15 protein-coding genes and 1 other RNA gene are annotated in these 16,845 nt (G+C 70.9%); 11 read left to right on the plus strand and 5 right to left on the minus strand.

The annotated features are described in order from the left end of the window. The first annotated feature begins 6 nt into the window (after positions 1–6). Together ACNAW0_RS01635 and hpf are read left to right on the plus strand one after the other, a co-directional pair. Complete coding sequence (locus ACNAW0_RS01635; protein ID WP_416285836.1) at positions 7–708, plus strand: ComF family protein; 702 nt, start codon at positions 7–9, stop codon at positions 706–708. 248 nt (positions 709–956) lie between these two features. Further along, a complete protein-coding gene (gene hpf, locus ACNAW0_RS01640; RefSeq protein ID WP_416285837.1) occupies positions 957–1,607 on the plus strand; it encodes a ribosome hibernation-promoting factor, HPF/YfiA family in 651 nt (216 codons plus the stop codon). Between the two features lie 39 nt (positions 1,608–1,646). Here hpf and ACNAW0_RS01645 read toward each other — a convergent pair whose 3' ends face one another. Both ACNAW0_RS01645 and ACNAW0_RS01650 read right to left on the minus strand, forming a co-directional pair. Continuing rightward, positions 1,647–2,756, minus strand: coding sequence for a GNAT family N-acetyltransferase (locus tag ACNAW0_RS01645; protein WP_416285838.1), 1,110 nt, complete (start codon positions 2,754–2,756; stop codon positions 1,647–1,649). Then, on the minus strand, positions 2,753–3,910 hold the full coding sequence (locus tag ACNAW0_RS01650) for a GNAT family N-acetyltransferase (RefSeq protein WP_416285839.1): 1,158 nt from the start codon (positions 3,908–3,910) through the stop codon (positions 2,753–2,755). The genes ACNAW0_RS01645 and ACNAW0_RS01650 overlap by 4 nt, the downstream gene beginning before the upstream one ends. Positions 3,911–4,079: 169 nt before the next feature. Here ACNAW0_RS01650 and secA point away from each other — a divergent pair, with 169 nt between their 5' ends. Then, positions 4,080–6,998, plus strand: a complete 2,919-nt coding sequence (secA, locus tag ACNAW0_RS01655) for a preprotein translocase subunit SecA (RefSeq protein ID WP_416285840.1) — start codon at positions 4,080–4,082, stop codon at positions 6,996–6,998. Positions 6,999–7,186: 188 nt separating this feature from the next. On the opposite strand, the gene ACNAW0_RS01660 is transcribed toward secA, so the two are convergent. Both ACNAW0_RS01660 and ACNAW0_RS01665 read right to left on the minus strand, forming a co-directional pair. Then, positions 7,187–7,777, minus strand: a complete 591-nt coding sequence (locus ACNAW0_RS01660; RefSeq protein WP_416285841.1) for an Rv3235 family protein — start codon at positions 7,775–7,777, stop codon at positions 7,187–7,189. Positions 7,778–7,879: 102 nt separating this feature from the next. Then, the gene (locus ACNAW0_RS01665; RefSeq protein ID WP_416285842.1) at positions 7,880–8,107 is read right to left on the minus strand and encodes a helix-turn-helix domain-containing protein; all 228 of its coding nucleotides are present in this window, start codon (positions 8,105–8,107) and stop codon (positions 7,880–7,882) included. A gap of 205 nt (positions 8,108–8,312) precedes the next feature. Between ACNAW0_RS01665 and ACNAW0_RS01670 the strand changes: the two genes are divergently transcribed. After that, positions 8,313–8,822, plus strand: a complete 510-nt coding sequence (locus tag ACNAW0_RS01670) for a DUF6912 family protein (protein ID WP_416285843.1) — start codon at positions 8,313–8,315, stop codon at positions 8,820–8,822. A gap of 92 nt (positions 8,823–8,914) precedes the next feature. Here the strand turns inward: ACNAW0_RS01670 and ACNAW0_RS01675 are convergent, their stop codons facing one another. Further along, positions 8,915–9,943, minus strand: a complete 1,029-nt coding sequence (locus ACNAW0_RS01675; protein WP_416285844.1) for a hypothetical protein — start codon at positions 9,941–9,943, stop codon at positions 8,915–8,917. A gap of 459 nt (positions 9,944–10,402) precedes the next feature. Between ACNAW0_RS01675 and pruA the strand changes: the two genes are divergently transcribed. The 7 genes from pruA (at position 10,403) to ssrA (ending at position 16,772) form a co-directional block, all read left to right on the plus strand. Then, entirely contained in the window at positions 10,403–12,031 is a 1,629-nt protein-coding gene (pruA, locus tag ACNAW0_RS01680) for an L-glutamate gamma-semialdehyde dehydrogenase (RefSeq protein ID WP_416285845.1), read from the plus strand. A gap of 187 nt (positions 12,032–12,218) precedes the next feature. Further along, on the plus strand, positions 12,219–12,737 hold the full coding sequence (locus ACNAW0_RS01685) for a helix-turn-helix transcriptional regulator (protein WP_416285846.1): 519 nt from the start codon (positions 12,219–12,221) through the stop codon (positions 12,735–12,737). A gap of 93 nt (positions 12,738–12,830) precedes the next feature. Next, on the plus strand, positions 12,831–13,952 hold the full coding sequence (gene prfB / locus ACNAW0_RS01690) for a peptide chain release factor 2 (RefSeq protein ID WP_416285847.1): 1,122 nt from the start codon (positions 12,831–12,833) through the stop codon (positions 13,950–13,952). A gap of 118 nt (positions 13,953–14,070) precedes the next feature. Then, positions 14,071–14,751, plus strand: coding sequence for a cell division ATP-binding protein FtsE (gene ftsE / locus ACNAW0_RS01695; protein WP_416285848.1), 681 nt, complete (start codon positions 14,071–14,073; stop codon positions 14,749–14,751). 71 nt (positions 14,752–14,822) lie between these two features. Next, positions 14,823–15,698, plus strand: coding sequence for a permease-like cell division protein FtsX (ftsX, locus tag ACNAW0_RS01700; protein ID WP_416285849.1), 876 nt, complete (start codon positions 14,823–14,825; stop codon positions 15,696–15,698). Positions 15,699–15,813: 115 nt separating this feature from the next. Then, entirely contained in the window at positions 15,814–16,293 is a 480-nt protein-coding gene (smpB, locus tag ACNAW0_RS01705; protein WP_416285850.1) for an SsrA-binding protein SmpB, read from the plus strand. Between the two features lie 103 nt (positions 16,294–16,396). Further along, positions 16,397–16,772, plus strand: a transfer-messenger RNA (tmRNA) gene (gene ssrA / locus ACNAW0_RS01710). Positions 16,773–16,845: the final 73 nt, after the last annotated feature.

Consider the following 16,845-nt stretch of genomic DNA (forward strand, 5'->3'; position numbering starts at 1 on the left):
GTGCCGGTGCGGGGCCTGGGCGGAATCTGGTCGGACCTGACCGACCTGGTGCTGCCGGTCGGCTGCGCCGGCTGCGCGGACCGGGTCCCGGGCCTGAAGCAGGGCTTCTGTCTGCGCTGCGTCGGCGAACTGGAGGCGCTGCACCCCGCGCCGGCCCGCCCGGATCCGGCCCCGCCTGACCTGCCGCCCTGCGTCGCCCTCGGCCCGTACGGGGGTGCGCTGCGGGAGGGGCTGCTGGCGTACAAGGAGCGGGGCCGGCACGGGCTGGCCCGGCCGCTGGGCGCGCTGCTCGCCGAGGTGGTGGCCGCCGCGGTGGGCCCGGCCCGGCCGGTGACGTTGGTGCCGGTGCCGGACACCGCCCGGGCGGCCCGGGCCCGCTACGGCGATCACCTGGACCGGTTGACCCGCCATGCGGCGGGCCGGCTGCGGGCGGCCGGCTGGCAGGTACGCGTGCTCCGGCCGCTGCGGGCGCTGCCCCGGCCGGACTCGGTCGTTTTGGACAGCGCCGGGCGAGCCGCCGCGGCCGAGAATGCGTTCCGGCTGCGCCGGGCCGGCGGGGTACCAGTGGATGGCCCGGTGGTGCTGCTCGACGACATCCTCACCACCGGGGCGACGCTGGCGGCGGTGAGCCGGATCTTGCGATCTGAGGGAATGACGCCAAAGGCCGCGGTGGTGTTGGCAGCAACGCAAAAGCGACCCCTTTGGTGACGCTTCGTGTCTCCGTTTCACCCCTTGGTGTATGAGCTGCGGGATTTCGAGGGCAGTCCCGACAGCGAGGGGTGACTGTCGGCAGAACACGAGTTAGCGTTTCGGTGTCGGGGGTAGGAGGTTTCCCAAGCCGCTCCCCGGCGTGGGAAGGGGGGCGTAGCCGTACCAACCGGTCGACGCCGAGCGGGATTCTCCCAGGGCGTCGGCCGAGTACCGGACCAAACGACCGTCCGAACAAGGGAGGTCACGTGGACATCGTGGTCAAGGGCCGTAACGTCGAAGTGCCGGATCATTACCGGGTGCACGTAGCCGAGAAGCTCGCAAAGATCGAACGCTACGACCACAAGCTCATTCGCGTGGATGTCGAGTTGTTCCACGAGCGCAATCCGCGCCAGGCCGATCACTGTCAGCGGGTGGAGATCACCTGCGTGACGCGGGGCCCGGTGATCCGGGCCGAGGCCTGCACGAGCGATTTCTACAGCGCGCTGGACACAGCCATCGCCAAGCTGGACACCCGGTTCCGCCGGGCGGCGGACCGGCGCCGCGTCCACCGTGGGCGGCACGCGCCGCTCTCCGTCGCCGCCGCCACCGCGGACCTGCCGGTCGCCGACCTCGACGGCCCCGGGCTGGCGGTGCTGAACGGCACTGGAACGGCCACCGCGGTCGCCGAACGTCCCGACGAGGACGGCTACCAGGAGTACGACGACCAGCCGTGGCACATCGCGCGGGAGAAGGTGCACCCCGCGGAGCCGATGACCGTCGACGACGCGCTGTTCCAGATGGAACTGGTCGGCCACGACTTCTACCTGTTCCAGGACAAGGAGTCCGGCCGCCCGAGCGTGGTCTACCGCCGGCACGCCTACGACTACGGAATCATCTCGCTCGATACCACCTTCTGACCGAGGAAGAGGCCCCTGCTCAACGAGCAGGGGCCTCTCTCAACCGGGCAGATCCGATGCGAGCAGGCCGTAGAGGACCGAGTCGGTGCGGGTGCCGTCGGGGCCGGGGAGGCGGCCGCGCAGCAGCCCCTCGCGCCGGAAGCCGACCCTCTCCAGCACCCGTTGCGCGGCGATGTTCTCCGGGCGGGTGCCGGCCCAGAGCCGGGCCAGCCCGATGTCGAACGCCCAGCCGGTGACGAGGCGTACCGCCCGACTGGTCAGCCCACGGCCGCGCGCCTGGGGCAGCATGCTGCAGCCGAGCATGGCCTGACCGGTGGCGGGCTCGTCGTACACCAGGGCGCAGCCGCCGGTCACCGTGCCGGACGCCGCGTCCATGATCGCGAGGTCGGCCGAGCGGCCGGCCAGCCAGTGGCTCTCCGCCAGGCGGCAGCGCCGCTCGATCGACTCCCACGAGGGCGGGACGGGCGGCACCCGGTTCGCCACCACCTCGGGCAGCGTGTGTAGCCGGTGCATCGCGTCCGCGTCGCCGGGGGCGACCCGGCGCAGCGCCACCACGCCGTCGGTGAGCTGCCCGTCGGGCAGGTCGGGCAGCAGCCGAGGGGCCGGACCGGGCGGGTCGTCGGCGAGGCGTACCCAGGCGATCAGGTCGTGCCGACCTCCTCCACGGCTCGGGTTCGCTGCCCGGCGTACTCCCTCGTGCCGGAACCCGGCGGCCAGCGCGACCCGCTGGCTGGCGGTGTTCTCCTCGTTGGTGAGCAGTTCCAGGCGGGCGCAGCCGGTGGCGAAGGCCTGCTCGGCCAGCGCCTGGGTGGCGGCCGTGGCGACGCCGCGTCCGCGCGCCCAGGGTGCGACCCAGTAGCCGATCTCCCACTGCCCGCGGGTCGGCACCGGTTGGCTGAGGCCGATGCTGCCGAGCAGCCGGTCGGTGGCCGGGTCCGCGATCGCGTACGCGGCGCCGCCGGTGGCCCAGGCCGCGGGCGCGCCCTCGGTGATCCACCACCGGGCGCTCTCCTCGGTGTACGGGTCCGGCAGACCGGAGATGCCCCGCTGGGTGACCGGATCCGCGCAGCCCGCGGCGGTGTCCGCCACGTCGTCGAGGCGGGACGGTCGCAGCCGCACCCCGTACGCCTCGATCGTCTCCGGCGTCACAACAGGTCCTGCGGGAGCAGCGCGGCCACCCACACGTCTGGCCGTTCGTTCCGCTGCTGGATGCCGCTGCGGGCAGTGCCCTCGAAGGCGAAGCCCGCCTTCTCGGCGACCCGGCGGGAGGCGGTGTTGCCCACGTTGGCCCGCCACTCGATCCGGGCCAGGCCGAGCGTGGTGAACCCCCAGACGCAGAGCGCGGCCACCGCGGCGGGCATGTACCCGCGGCCCCGGGCGTGCGGGGCGGTCATGAAGCCGACGTCGGCGACGAGGGGGTCGGCGGGGGAGATCCGCAGGTCGATGGAGCCGGCGTACCGGTCGTCGGCGTCGGCGATGGCGTAGTTGGCGCCGGTGCCCCGGGCCCAGGCCGCGCGGGCGACGTCGTGCAGGTAGCCGTCGGCGTGCTCCCGCTGGTAGGGGTGCGGCACGCTGGTCCAGCGGACGGTCTGCTCGTCCTGGCAGGTCGTCACGACCTCGTCCAGGTCGCGCTCCGCCATCGGGCGCAGCCGCAACTCGGTGGCACCGACGGTGGCGAGGAGGACGGGCTGCGGGCGGCCGAACACGGCGGCCCGGCGGGCTTCCAGAGTGTCCGGGCCGGCGGGGCCGGGTTCGCCGGGCGCGGGCACTTCGCCGGGGAGCAGTGAGCCGAGCCAGCCCTCCCGGCGCCCCCCTGCGGCCGGCATGGCCAGCCGCAGCTCGCCCTCGATCCGGAAGCCGGCGCGCAGCCCGACCAGCCGGGAGGCGTGGTTGCCGATCTCGGCCTGCCAGATCAGCCGGCGCAGCTTGCGTACGTCGAAGGCCCACCGGGCGACCGCCCGGGTGGCCCGGACGGCGACGCCGCGGCCCCGCGCCCACGGCGCGGTCCAGTAGCCGATCTCGGCGCTGCCCAGGCCCGGGTCGATCGAGACCAGGCCGCAGGAGGCCAGCAGTTCGCCGCTGGCGGCGTCGCAGACCGCGAACTCCGCCCCGGTGCCGGCCGCCCAGGCCGCCGGGCTGCTCCCGGTGACGAAGCCGAGGGCGTGTTCGGGCAGGTACGGGCGGGGTACGGTGGTCCAGCGCTGGATGTCCGGGTCCTGGCAGGCGCGGTACACCGCGTCGGCGTCCTCAGCCCGCCAGGGGCGCAGCAGCAGGCCGTCCTCGATGATCTCCACCGTCTCCACCCGAGCATCGTGCCGGATCGTTCGCGTTGGGCGTAACCCGATTACCCGCCGCTCGGCGTAATGGTCAGGCGTTATGTCGGGTTCGTCGGCCCAGACCGCCGCCACCAGTGACCATCACCGCGATGGAGCGCCTACGATGGTTCGAGACCGTCTAGGGGAGCGTTGATCCGTGTCGATTCTGGAAAAGGTCCTTCGCGCCGGCGAGGGTCGCATGGTGCGTCGGCTCAAGGCCATCGCCGCAGCCGTCAATTCGATCGAGGACGACTACGTCAACCTCACCGATGACGAGCTGCGCGCCATGACCGACCAGTTCAAGGAGCGGCTCGCCGACGGGGAGACCCTCGACGACCTGCTGCCCGAGGCGTTCGCGGTGTGCCGGGAGGCCGCCTCGCGGGTGCTCGGTCAGCGGCCGTACGACGTGCAGGTGATGGGCGGCGCGGCGCTGCACTTCGGCAACATCGCCGAGATGAAGACCGGTGAGGGCAAGACCCTGACCTCCGTCATGCCGGTCTACCTCAACGCGCTGTCCGGCAACGGCGTGCACGTGATCACGGTGAACGACTACCTGGCCGAGCGCGACGCCGCGTGGATGGGCCGGGTGCACGAGTTCCTCGGCCTCACCGTCGGCGTGGTGCTGCCCAACCGGCCGGCCAGCGAGCACCGCGCCGCGTACGAGTGCGACATCACCTACGGCACCAACAACGAGTTCGGCTTCGACTACCTCCGCGACAACATGGCCTGGTCGAAGGAGGAGCTGGTCCAGCGCGGCCACTTCTTCTCGGTGGTCGACGAGGTCGACTCGATCCTCATCGACGAGGCCCGGACCCCGCTGATCATCTCCGGCCCGGCCGAGCACTCCGCCCGCTGGTACCAGGAGTTCGCCGCCGTGGTGGCCCGCCTCCAGGCGGGCACCGACGGCGAGGGTGACTACGAGGTCGACTACGCCAAGCGCACCATCGCCATCAGCGAGCGCGGCGTGGCCAAGGTCGAGGACCGGCTCGGCATCGACAACCTCTACGAGTCGGTCAACACCCCGCTGGTCGGCTACCTCAACAACGCGATCAAGGCCAAGGAGCTCTACAAGCGCGACAAGGACTACATCGTCAGTGAGGGCGAGGTCCTGATCGTCGACGAGTTCACCGGCCGCATCCTGCACGGACGCCGCTACAACGAGGGCATGCACCAGGCGATCGAGGCCAAGGAGGGGGTGGAGATCAAGCAGGAGAACCAGACCCTGGCCACCATCACCCTCCAGAACTACTTCCGGCTCTACGAGAAGCTCTCGGGCATGACCGGTACCGCCCAGACCGAGGCGGGTGAGTTCAACAAGGTCTACAAGGTCGGCGTGGTGACCATCCCGACGCACCGGCCGATGGTCCGGATGGACCGGCCGGACGTCATCTACAAGACCGAGAAGGCCAAGTTCAACGCCGTGGTCGAGGACATCGCCGAGCGGCACGAGCAGGGCCAGCCGGTGCTGGTCGGCACGGTCTCGGTGGAAAACTCCGAGATCCTCTCCCAGTTGCTGCGCCGCCGCGGCATCCCGCACTCGGTGCTGAACGCGAAGTTCCACGCCAAGGAGGCGGAGATCGTCGCCCAGGCCGGGCGTAAGGGCGCGGTCACCGTCGCCACCAACATGGCCGGTCGTGGTACGGACATCCTGCTCGGCGGCAACGCCGAGTTCCTCGCCGCCAACGAGCTGCGTCAGCGCGGCCTCGACCCGGTCGAGCAGCCGGAGGATTACGCCAAGGCGATGGAGGAGGTCCTGCCCACGTGGAAGCAGGCCTGCGACGCCGAGGCTGAGGAGGTCGCCGCCGCCGGTGGCCTCTACGTGCTGGGCACCGAGCGGCACGAGTCCCGCCGAATCGACAACCAGCTCCGTGGCCGGGCCGGCCGCCAGGGTGACCCGGGCGAGTCCCGCTTCTACCTCTCCCTCCAGGACGAGCTGATGAAGCGCTTCCGGGCGGGTGCCGTCGAGGCGGTGATGGAGCGCTTCAACATCCCGGAGGACGTGCCCATCGAGTCGAAGATGGTCACCCGCCAGATCAAGAGCGCGCAGGCCCAGATCGAGGGCCAGAACGCCGAGATCCGGAAGAACGTCCTCAAGTACGACGAGGTGATGAACAAGCAGCGCCAGGTGGTCTACGCCGAGCGCCTGCGGGTGCTCAACGGCGAGGACCTCTCCGACCAGGTCCGCAACATGATCGACGACGTGGTCACCGCGTACGCCACCGGCGCCACCAGCGAGGGCTACGCCGAGGACTGGGACCTCGACCAGCTCTGGTCCAGCCTCAAGCAGCTCTATCCGGTGGGTGTCACCGTCGCGGAGCTGGAGGAGGAGGTGGGCTCCCGGGCCGGCCTCGACCAGGACTTCCTGCTCGCCCGCCTCAAGGAGGACGCGCACGCCGCGTACGACCGGCGCGAGGAGCAGCTCGGTGAGGAGGCGGTACGCCAGCTCGAGCGGATGGTCCTGCTCCAGGTGATCGACCGTAAGTGGCGCGAGCACCTCTACGAGATGGACTACCTCCAGGAGGGCATCAGCCTGCGGGCGTACGCCCAGCGCGACCCGGTCATCGAGTACCAGCGCGAGGGCTTCGACATGTTCGCCACCATGATGGACGGCATCAAGGAGGAGACGGTCGGCTTCCTCTACAACCTTGAGGTGCAGGTCCAGGAGCCCGAGCCGGAGGCCGAGGAGGTGGAGCTGCTGGAGAAGCCGGTGGAGATCCGCGCCAAGGGCCTCAACCGCGCGCCGCAGCAGCAGGGCCTGCAGTACTCCGCGCCGGGCGTCGACGGCGAGGCCGGCCGGGGTGCGCCGGTCATCGAGCGCCCCGAAGAGCAGGCACCGGCCTTGGGCATCGGCAGCCCGGACAAGACCGCACGTCCCGCCGCCCCGTCCCGGTCGGGCAACCCGCGGCGCCCGGCGGCGGCCGGGATGAACGGCCAGGCGGTCGCGGCGAGCACCGCTCGGCGGGCCACCCCTGGGCAGGTGGATGCCGGCGACGGCCCGTCCCGCAACGCGCCCTGCCCGTGCGGCTCCGGCCGCAAGTACAAGCGGTGCCACGGCTCCCCCAACGGCGGCAACTGACCCCGCCAGAGCAGCGACGACGGGCCCCGGCCGAACAACACGGCCGGGGCCCGTCCGCGTCTCCACCCCCGCCGTCCTCCACTCGACTTGCGGCAGGTGGGGTAGTCCGTGCCAATGGATGCCGCGATGTGCGACATCCCGAGTTGATCACGCGGGCCGGCGGCCGCAGCCGGCGGTGCTGGCGCGTGTCAGAGGACGTCGAGGGCGGTGCAGAGCCAGCTGCCGCGGCGGTGTTCCAGGCGCAGGGCGATGGCCCAGCTGGCGCCGCCGGCCCCGGCGAACACGGCGGCCGCCTCCGCCGCCCCGGCGCGCGGCTCGCAGACGCGCAACCGGCGGAGCTGGAGGACCGGCCGGGCCGAGCGGCGGCGTACCGGGCCCACCCGTCGGGCCGCTCGGGTCAGCTCGGCGGCCACCCGGGCCGCGGCGTCGGCGAGGCAGTGCGGCCGGAGCTGCCCGGGTGGCCGGTAGCCGTTGACGATCTCCAAGAAGGTGCGGACGAACCGGTAGGCCGCGCGGGTGGCCTCGGGGGTGGCGGTGGCCAGGGCGGCGGCGGGTGGTCCGGTGACGCGCCGGCCTGGGCCGGTGGGCATCGGCCGCACCTCGGGGGCCCGCCCGGCGGGTCGGCCGGGATCTCGTCGCCGCGGGTCGAACAGATCGAGGGCGAGCTGGTCCACGTCGGCCCAGGGGGAGCCCTCGTCCGTGCAGGGCGGGTCGATCGGCGGGGCCGGGCGGAGCCGGACGGGGGGACGCGGTGCCAGCGGGCGACGGGTGTCGGCCATCCTCAACCCCTGTTCATTGCGTTTGCCTTCGTTTGCCTCCGACAGAGTCTCATTCTCGGCCAGGATGACGCTGGCCGTCAATGCCGCTTCGGAACCGTGTGGTCACTCGCCGTCGCGGTCGGCGAGCGGGTTGCCGCGTACCCACTCGGCGGTCTCCGCGTACTTGCGCTGGATGTACTCCTCCAGGCGGGCGCGCTCGACCCGCCACTGCCCGCGGCCGCCGACCTTGATCGCGGGCAGCTCACCGCTGCGCACCATGTGGTAGACCTGCGAGTCCGAGACGTTGAGCTCGGCGGCCACGTCGGACAGCAGCAGGAACCTCGGCTCCACGGTGACCCCCCGGGTCGGCTTCGTTTGCCTCAGTTTGCCATCAGTGGCCGTCCCGCCCCAGCTACCGTCACGGCGATCCGGGCGGGGACACACCGGTGGGGGACTTTCCCCGAGTGGGTGCGAGGTGTATGACGGTCACGGCGTACGGCATGATCGGCGCCCGGAGCCGGCATTGGCCGGTCGGGCCTGAGCAGGGGAGACACCGGTGACCGACGAGCTTGTCCGGGTGTACGTGCCGGCGACCGTCCCGATGCTGGCGCGGCTGCGCGAGCAGGGGCTCGCGGCCGACGAGGCGCACGCGGTCACCCCGGAGCTGCGCGAGTGGTACGCCGAGGGCGACGAGGAGGAGCTCGAGTATGTCGCCTTCACCCGGGCCGCCCAGGACGCGCTGCTGCTGCTGCGGGCCGATCCGGCCGCACCTCGGCGGCGGGTGGTCGTCTCGGCGGACCTGCCGGCCCGCGCGGTCGGCCGGGCCGGTGGCGAGCTGGGGTCCAGCCTGGTCCGGCTCTCCGGGCCGGTGCCCGTCAAGACGGTCGCCGCGATCCACGTGGACGGCGCGGAGGCGGCCGACGACGTGGCGGCCGCCGCCGGGGTGGTTGCGGACGCCCGGGCCGGCGACCCGGACGCCCAGTTCACCGTCGACGGCGCCGAGGACCACGAGCTGGAGTGGTACGACGTGACCGAGCTCGAGCTGCTGTTGCGCGAGGTCTCCTGACCGCCCGGCGGCGGGTCGGGTGGCCGGCGGCTGGTCGGGCGATCGGCGGCGGACGGGCGATCGGCGGCGGGTCAGGTCGGCCGGGCCGCGGATCAGACGGCCGGCTCCTCGGCGGGCTCGTTCTCGTCCTGCCGCGGGCCGAGGGTGCGGCCGAACGCGACGAGCGCGGTGAGCGCCCCGACGAAGAGCACCCAGATGCCGTTGTCGACGCGGGAGGTGCCGAGGGAGGTCTGCGCCACCTGGTCCGCCTCGCTGAGGGCGGCGGCCAGGTCCAGCAGGCCGTGCCCGCCGATCCGGATGATCACCTCGGTGAGCAGCAGGAGCAGGCCCGGCCCGGCCCCGGCGACCAGGTACGCCGGCCAGCGCAGCGGCGCGGACCTGTCCCGTCGGGCGGCGCGGCGGCGGGCCCAGGTCAGGTAGCCGAACGCCAACAGGCCGGCGATCAGCCCGGCGAGTAGCGACTCGGTCCGCGACACCCACTTCGCGGCGTCGAGCATCGACTGCTGGCTGTCCCCGGCCCCGAACAGGTCGGACAGCGGGTCCCGGGCGCGGCTGAACAGCACCACGAAGACCTGTGCGGCCAGCGTGGCGGTGGCGAGGGCGGCCACCACCCGGGCGTTGCGGGCGCCGGCCATCGCCCCGCCGATGATCGCCGCCGCGGCGGCGGTGCCGGCGATGGTGTTGGTGGTTGCGTTGTCGGCGTACGCCAGGTTGATCGCCACCGCGGCGGCGAGCCCGACCAGCAGGCCGGTGCCGACGGCGGCAAGGAAGCGCAGGGTGACCCGGCCGACCGGGTTGGTCGCCACCAGGGCGACCGCGGCCCCGGCGACGAGCGCGGCGGTGATGACGCCGGGCAGCGCGTACGCGGAGAGGCTGATCGCGGTGACGCCGGCCGCGGCGTTGCTGATCGCGGCCCGGGTGGACCAGAGCATCGCGGCGAGCCAGCCGACCGCCACCAGTGCCAGCACCACCGTGCCGGGCGCGTACGCCGGCCGTCCGGCACCCTCCGGGGCGACCGCCTCGCCCGCCCGGGTGGGGCCCGGCTGCTCCGCCTCGTCGGCCGGGGTGGCCATGGGCTGGTCCGGCTCCGCAGCCGTGGAGCTGCCGGGCTGGTTGCTCATCGTGTTCCCTTCGACGGACGCCGGATCGGCCGCGACGGGCCGGGCAGGTCACCGGTCATCCAGGGTACGCGGCACCGCCGGGCTCCTTCCGGACCCGCTCGGCCCGTCCTGCCGACCGTGAGGTCGGCGTGCCACGGGGCCGGGACAGCAGCCGACCCCATGATCAACAGGAGGGAGGGCGGTGACGGATCGGAGGTGGGGAGGGGGAGTCTGGTGAAAGATCGTCAGGTAAAGGGGCCCGCATGCCTACGGTCCGGTGTGTGGCGGTGCGTCCGGGTGTCCGGAGGCGGGTGGCCTCGCAGAGGGCGGCGGAGGTGGAGCCGTGGGCGCTGCATGAAAGAATCGGCCGAGGTCCCGCCGCCGCGACCGGTCCCCCGCGCGGTGTCCGGCACCCGGCCACCCGGCCGGTGCCCGTGGGGCCGATTTCGCCATCGCCGTCGAGATCGCACAGGAGCCGTGATGGATGCCGTGTTCTCCGTACCCGAGCCGCGCAACGAGCCGGTCCACACCTACCAGCCCGGCAGCGCCGAGCGGGAGCGGCTCCAGCGGCGGCTGACCGAGTTGGCCGCCGAGCGGATCGAGCTGCCGATGACCATCGCCGGCGAGCAGCGGATGGCCGGCGGCGCGCCGATCGAGGTGGTCCAGCCGCACAAGCACGCGCACGTGCTCGGCGTCACCGGGCACGCCGACCACGACGACGCCCGCGCCGCGGTCAAGGCCGCCATGGACGCCGCCCCGATGTGGCGGGCGCTGCCGTTCGAGGAGCGCGCCGCGATCTTCCTGCGCGCCGCCGACCTGCTCGCCGGCCCCTGGCGGGACACCCTCAACGCGGCCACCATGCTCGGCCAGTCCAAGACGGCCGTCCAGGCCGAGATCGACGCGGCCTGCGAGCTCATCGACTTCCTGCGGTTCAACGTGTACTTCGCCCGCAAGCTGCTGGCCGAGCAGCCGATGTCCTCGCCGGGCGTGTGGAACCGCCTCGACCACCGCCCCCTCGAAGGCTTCGTCTACGCGGTCACCCCGTTCAACTTCACCGCGATCGCCGGCAACCTGCCCTCGGCACCGGCCCTGCTCGGCAACACCGTGGTCTGGAAGCCGGGCCCGACCCAGCAGTTCGCCGCGCACTTCACCATGCGGCTGTTCGAGGCGGCCGGCCTGCCGCCCGGCGTGATCAACATGGTCACCGGGCGCGGCGAGGAGGTCTCGGACGTGGTGCTCGCCGACCCGGATCTGGCCGGCATCCACTTCACCGGGTCGACAAAGGTGTTCCAGCACCTGTGGCGGACCGTCGGCGAGAACATCGCCCGCTACCGGGGCTACCCGCGCCTGGTCGGGGAGACCGGCGGCAAGGACTTTGTGGTCGCGCATCCCAGCGCCGACGTGGACGGCCTGCACACCGCGCTCATCCGGGGCGCGTACGAGTATCAGGGGCAGAAGTGCTCGGCCGCGTCCCGGGCGTACGTCCCGCGGTCGATCTGGGAGGGTGGGCTGCGGGACCGGCTGGCCGCCACCGCCGACTCGCTGACCTATGGCGACGTCACCGACTTCAGCAACTTCGGTGGCGCGGTGATCGACGACAAGGCGTTCAGCCGGCACACCGCCGCCCTGGAGTTGATCAATGGTGACGACACCTGTCGGGTCCTGGCCGGCGGCACCGCTGACGACTCGGTCGGCTACTTCGTCCGGCCGACGCTGTTCGAGTGCTCCGACGCCGCGCACGAGACCTTCACCACCGAGTACTTCGGTCCGATCCTCGGCGTGCACGTCTTCGACGACGCCCGGTTCGACGAGGTGGTCGCGCAGGCCGAGTCGATCGCCCCGTACGCGCTGACCGGGTCGATCTTCGCGACCGACCGCCGGGTGGTCGACCAGGTGGCCGAGAAGATGCGGTACGCGGCCGGCAACTTCTACATCAACGACAAGCCGACCGGCGCGGTGGTCGGGCAGCAGCCGTTCGGCGGGGCCCGGGCCAGCGGCACCAACGACAAGGCGGGCTCCTGGCACAACCTGGTCCGCTGGATGTCGCCGCGGACGATCAAGGAGACCTTCGTTCCGGCGACCGACCACACGTACCCCCACATGGGCTGAGGGGTGACGAGGGGCCCCCTTTTAATAGGACGTTAAAAGGGGGCCCCTCCTTACCCGCCGATCGGTGGGGCGGGTCCCCGTCCCCGGCGGACTGTCGTCCGCCGACAGTGCACATCGGACGACTCATCGGGTGGCGAAAACGGCAAATCCTGGACGCCGGGTCGGGCAAAGTGGCAGCTTAGAGGGCATGGCGGAAATCGGAGTCAACCCGACTGCGGCGGCCCTGCTGGGACTGCTGCACGAAGGCCCCATGACAGGCGGCCAACTCATGGCCGCCGCCGAGCGCCGGCTGGCGCCCTACTGGTCGATGACGCGGAGTCAGGTCTATCGGGAGCTCCCGGTGCTGGCGGAGAAGGGCCTGGTGCGGCTCGGCAAGCCGGGGCCGCGGATGAGCCAGCCGTATGCGGTCACGGCCGCCGGAAAACGGACATTCACCCGCTGGCTGGCCGAAAACCCCGGCAAGGACACTATCCGTAACCCGGTCGCGCTGCGCATCGCCTTCGGCAGCCTGCACTCGCCCACTCAGCTGAAGAACCTGTACGCCACGGCGAACGAGTACCACACCGAAGCCCTGGCGGCGGCGCGTGAGCAGGTCAAGAACGCCAAGAAGGAAGGCGACAACTACGACGCCAGCGCGCTGGAGTTCGCGGTCGCCTACCACCGGGCGGCCCTGTCCTGGCTCAAGTCCGCGCCGGCCACCGGCTGACCACCTGCGCCGGCCACCGGCTGAGCACCTGCGCCGGCCACGGGCTGACCACCTGCGCCGGTCAGCCGAGCCGAGGCAGTACGCTTGTCTGTTGTGACCGCTGCCGATTACGCCGAACAGCTCAAGGAACTCGACGCCACTCTCCGCAACATCGAGGCCGTCCTCGACCTCGACAAGCTGCGCGAGCAGAAGGCCCGCCTGGAGCAGGAGGCCTCCGCGCCGGACCTCTGGGACGACCAGGCCAAGGCGCAGCAGGTGACGTCGCAGCTGTCGTACGTCAACGGTGAGATCAACAAGCTTGGCGACCTCCGCTCCCGGCTCGACGACGCCGGGGTGCTGCTGGAGCTCGCCCAGGCCGAGTCCGACCCCGGCACGCTCGCTGAGGTGGAGTCGGAGATCACCGGGCTGACCAAGGCGATCCAGGAGATGGAGGTCCGCACGCTGCTCTCCGGCGAGTACGACTCCCGGGAGGCGCTGGTGGCCATCCGCGCCGGCGCCGGCGGCGTGGACGCGGCGGACTTCGCCGAGATGCTGCTCCGGATGTACCTGCGCTGGGCCGAGCGGCATGGCTACCCGACCGAGGTCTACGAGACCTCGTACGCCGAGGAGGCGGGCCTCAAGTCGGCCACCTTCACGGTCAAGGTGCCTTACGCGTACGGCACGCTCAGCGTCGAGTCCGGCACGCACCGGCTGGTGCGGATCAGCCCGTTCGACAACCAGGGGCGGCGGCAGACCAGCTTCGCCGGCGTCGAGGTGCTGCCGGTCGTCGAGCAGACCGACCACATCGAGCTCCCCGAGAACGAGATGCGGATCGACGTCTACCGCTCCTCGGGCCCGGGTGGGCAGAGCGTCAACACCACCGACTCGGCGGTCCGGATCACCCACATCCCGACCGGCATCGTGGTCACCTGCCAGAACGAGAAGTCGCAGCTGCAGAACAAGGCCTCCGCGCTGCGGGTGCTCCAGGCCCGGCTGCTGGAGCGCAAGCGGCAGGAGGAGCAGGCCAAGCTCCAGGGCCTGAAGACCGAGGCCGCCGGCTCGTGGGGCGACCAGATGCGCTCGTACGTCCTGCACCCGTATCAGATGGTGAAGGATCTGCGTACTGAGCAGGAGACGGGCAATCCGTCCTCGGTCTTCGACGGCGAGCTGGACACTTTCATCGAAGCAGGCATCCGGTGGCGCAAGCAGCAGCAACTCAGCGCTGACGGTGCGTGATCAGCCTCCGACGGAGCGCGTCGTCGATCTCTGTTTGACCGGCTGAATCGATGACGCGCCTCGCATCGGCGGGGCGGGGGGCTTGGCTCTCCGGTTACACCGCGTAGACTCTCGACCCGTGATTCAGCTTGAGCAAGTGACGAAGACGTACCCGAAGTCCTCGCGGCCTTCGCTCGACAACGTGTCCGTCTCGATCGAGAAGGGCGAGTTCGTCTTCTTCATCGGTCCATCCGGCTCCGGCAAGTCCACGATCATCAAGATGCTGCTGCACGAGGTCACCCCCAACAAGGGGCGGGTCGTCGTCAACGGCAAGGACGTCACGTCGATGCGGTCCTGGAAGCGACCCCACTTCCGCCGCTCCATCGGCTGCGTCTTCCAGGACTTCCGCCTCCTGCCGAACCGCACCGCGTACGAGAACGTGGCGTTCGCCCTGGAGGTGATCGGCAAGACCAAGGCGGTCGCCCGCCGGGTCGTTCCGGAGGTGCTGGAGCTGGTCGGCCTCGGTGGGAAGGAACACCGCTACCCCCACGAGCTCTCCGGCGGTGAGCAGCAGCGAGTCGCGGTGGCCCGGGCGTTCGTGAACCGGCCGCTGATCCTGCTCGCCGACGAGCCCACCGGAAACCTGGACCCGGACACGTCGATCGAGATCATGCGCCTGCTGGACCGGATCAACCGCACCGGCACGACCGTCGTGATGGTCACGCACGACTCCAACATCGTGAACCAGATGCGCCGCCGCGTCATCGAGATCGAGAGCGGCCGCATCGTGCGCGACCAGCACCGTGGTGTCTACGGCTGAGCCGTCTTCGCTGACGATCCGTAGACCCTGACGACGAACACCTCACGCCGGAGAGCCGGAGGAATTTCCCGATGCGGATGAAGTACGTCTTGTCCGAGGTACTGGTCGGACTGTGGCGCAACGTCACGATGACGATCGCGATGATCATCACGTTGGCGGTATCGCTGTTCATGCTGGGCGGCAGCGGCCTTCTCTACCAGAAGGTCGGGGACATGAAGGACCTCTACTACGAGAACGTCGAGGTCTCGATCTTCCTCAAGACCGACGTTCCCGAGGCGCAGCGCACCGACCTCGAGACCAAGCTGAGCAGCGACCCCCTGGTCAAGCAGGTCACGTACGTCGACAAGAAGCAGGCGTACGAGCGCTTCCAGAAGATGTACGCCGACGCTCCCGACCTGGTGAACGCCGTCAAGCCCGATCAGCTGCCCGAGTCCTTCCGGCTCAAGCTGCAGAATCCGGAGCAGTACAAGAACATCTACGACCAGTACAAGGACTCCGAGGGGGTCGACGAGATCGTCGACCAGAGCAAGCTGCTCGACAAGGTCTTCGGCGTCCTCACCGGGATCCAGAACTTCGCGCTGGCCATCGCGCTCGTGATGGCGATCGCCGCGCTGCTGCTGGTCGCGAACACCATCCAGGTGGCCGCGTACAGCAAGCGCCGCGAGGTGGCGGTCATGAAGTTGGTCGGTGCCTCCAACTGGTTCATCCAGGCCCCGTTCGTGCTGGAGGCGGTGGTCGCCGGCCTGATCGGCTCGATCTTCGGCCTGGCCGCGCTGGCCGCCTTGAAGGTCGTGGCGGCCCGCGGCTCGATGGCGGCCCTGGAGGGTCTGATCACGCCGGTCTCCTGGTCCGACATCTTCCTGATGTTCCCGCTGATGGCCGGCGTGGGCGGCCTGGTCAGCGCGATCACCGCCTGGGTCACGCTCCGTTTCTACCTGCGGGTCTAGTCACCGCGGCGGCTCTCCAAGGGCCCTCCCGTGCCGGAATAAACCGCGCGGGCGGGCCCTTGTCATTCGGGTAGCATGCGGTGGCCGCGGACCGATCGGAAGGGAGGTGGCGCCGATGCCACGGGAAAAGGGCCGCAAGGTGGTCGCCTCCAACAAGAAGGCGCGCCACGACTACGCCATCCTCGACACGTACGAGGCAGGTATGGCGCTGACCGGCACCGAGGTCAAGTCGCTGCGGGCCGGGCGGGCGTCGCTGGTCGACGCGTTCGCCCAGGAGCGCGACGGTGAGCTCTACCTGCACGGCATGCACATCCCGGAGTACACGCAGGGCACCTGGACCAACCACGAGCCCCGGCGGACCCGGAAACTGCTGCTCAAGCGGCTGGAGATCGACCGGCTGATCGGCAAGACCCGGGAGAGCGGTCTCACCATGGTGCCGTTGCAGGTCTACTTCTCCGACGGCTGGGCGAAGGTGGAGATCGGCCTGGCCAGGGGTAAGAAGTCGTACGACAAGCGCCAGGACCTGGCCAAGCGGGACGCCGAGCGGGAGATGGTTCGCGCGGTGGGCCGGCGCGGCAAGGGGATGGGTGGGTGAAACGACCGGTTTGTCCGGGCGCCGGTTTCCGGCCGCCCTCGGGATGAATCCGGTTGCGCCAGGCGTTAGGCTTGGCGGTGCTGCCGACAGGGGCAGCCGTCGAGGGGGTGACTGGTTTCGACTTCGTACGTTGCGGCAGGGGAAGCGAGCCGAGGAAGCCGACGTCGTCTCGTGAATCGGTCGTCGGAAACCAATAAGCGCCAAGAACAATCGCGCTGACTTCGCTCTCGCCGCCTGAGGCGAGTAGCAAGTCTGTCGGCCTGGGAGTGCCTTCGACCCAGTTAGCCGGCATCAGCTAGGAGGCTGGCCAATCGGACCCGGTCGCGGGGTCCGTGCGGCGAGATCAATCAGCGACTGGGCCCGTCACACCGACTCGCTCGCGTGATCGGAGGGGCCGAGTAGAGGCACAGCGAGCTGCGCTCGGAGAAGCCCTGACAAGGCGGCGAAGGACCCGGGTTCGATTCCCGGCACCTCCACCGATCGAGGCCCTGAGAGTGTCCGACACTCTCAGGGCCTTTTCCATGCCCGACGGGCGTGGGGGACGGGGCACCT

It is taken from the genome of Micromonospora sp. SL1-18, assembly GCF_047921505.1.
Taxonomy (GTDB): Bacteria; Actinomycetota; Actinomycetes; order Mycobacteriales; family Micromonosporaceae; genus Micromonospora.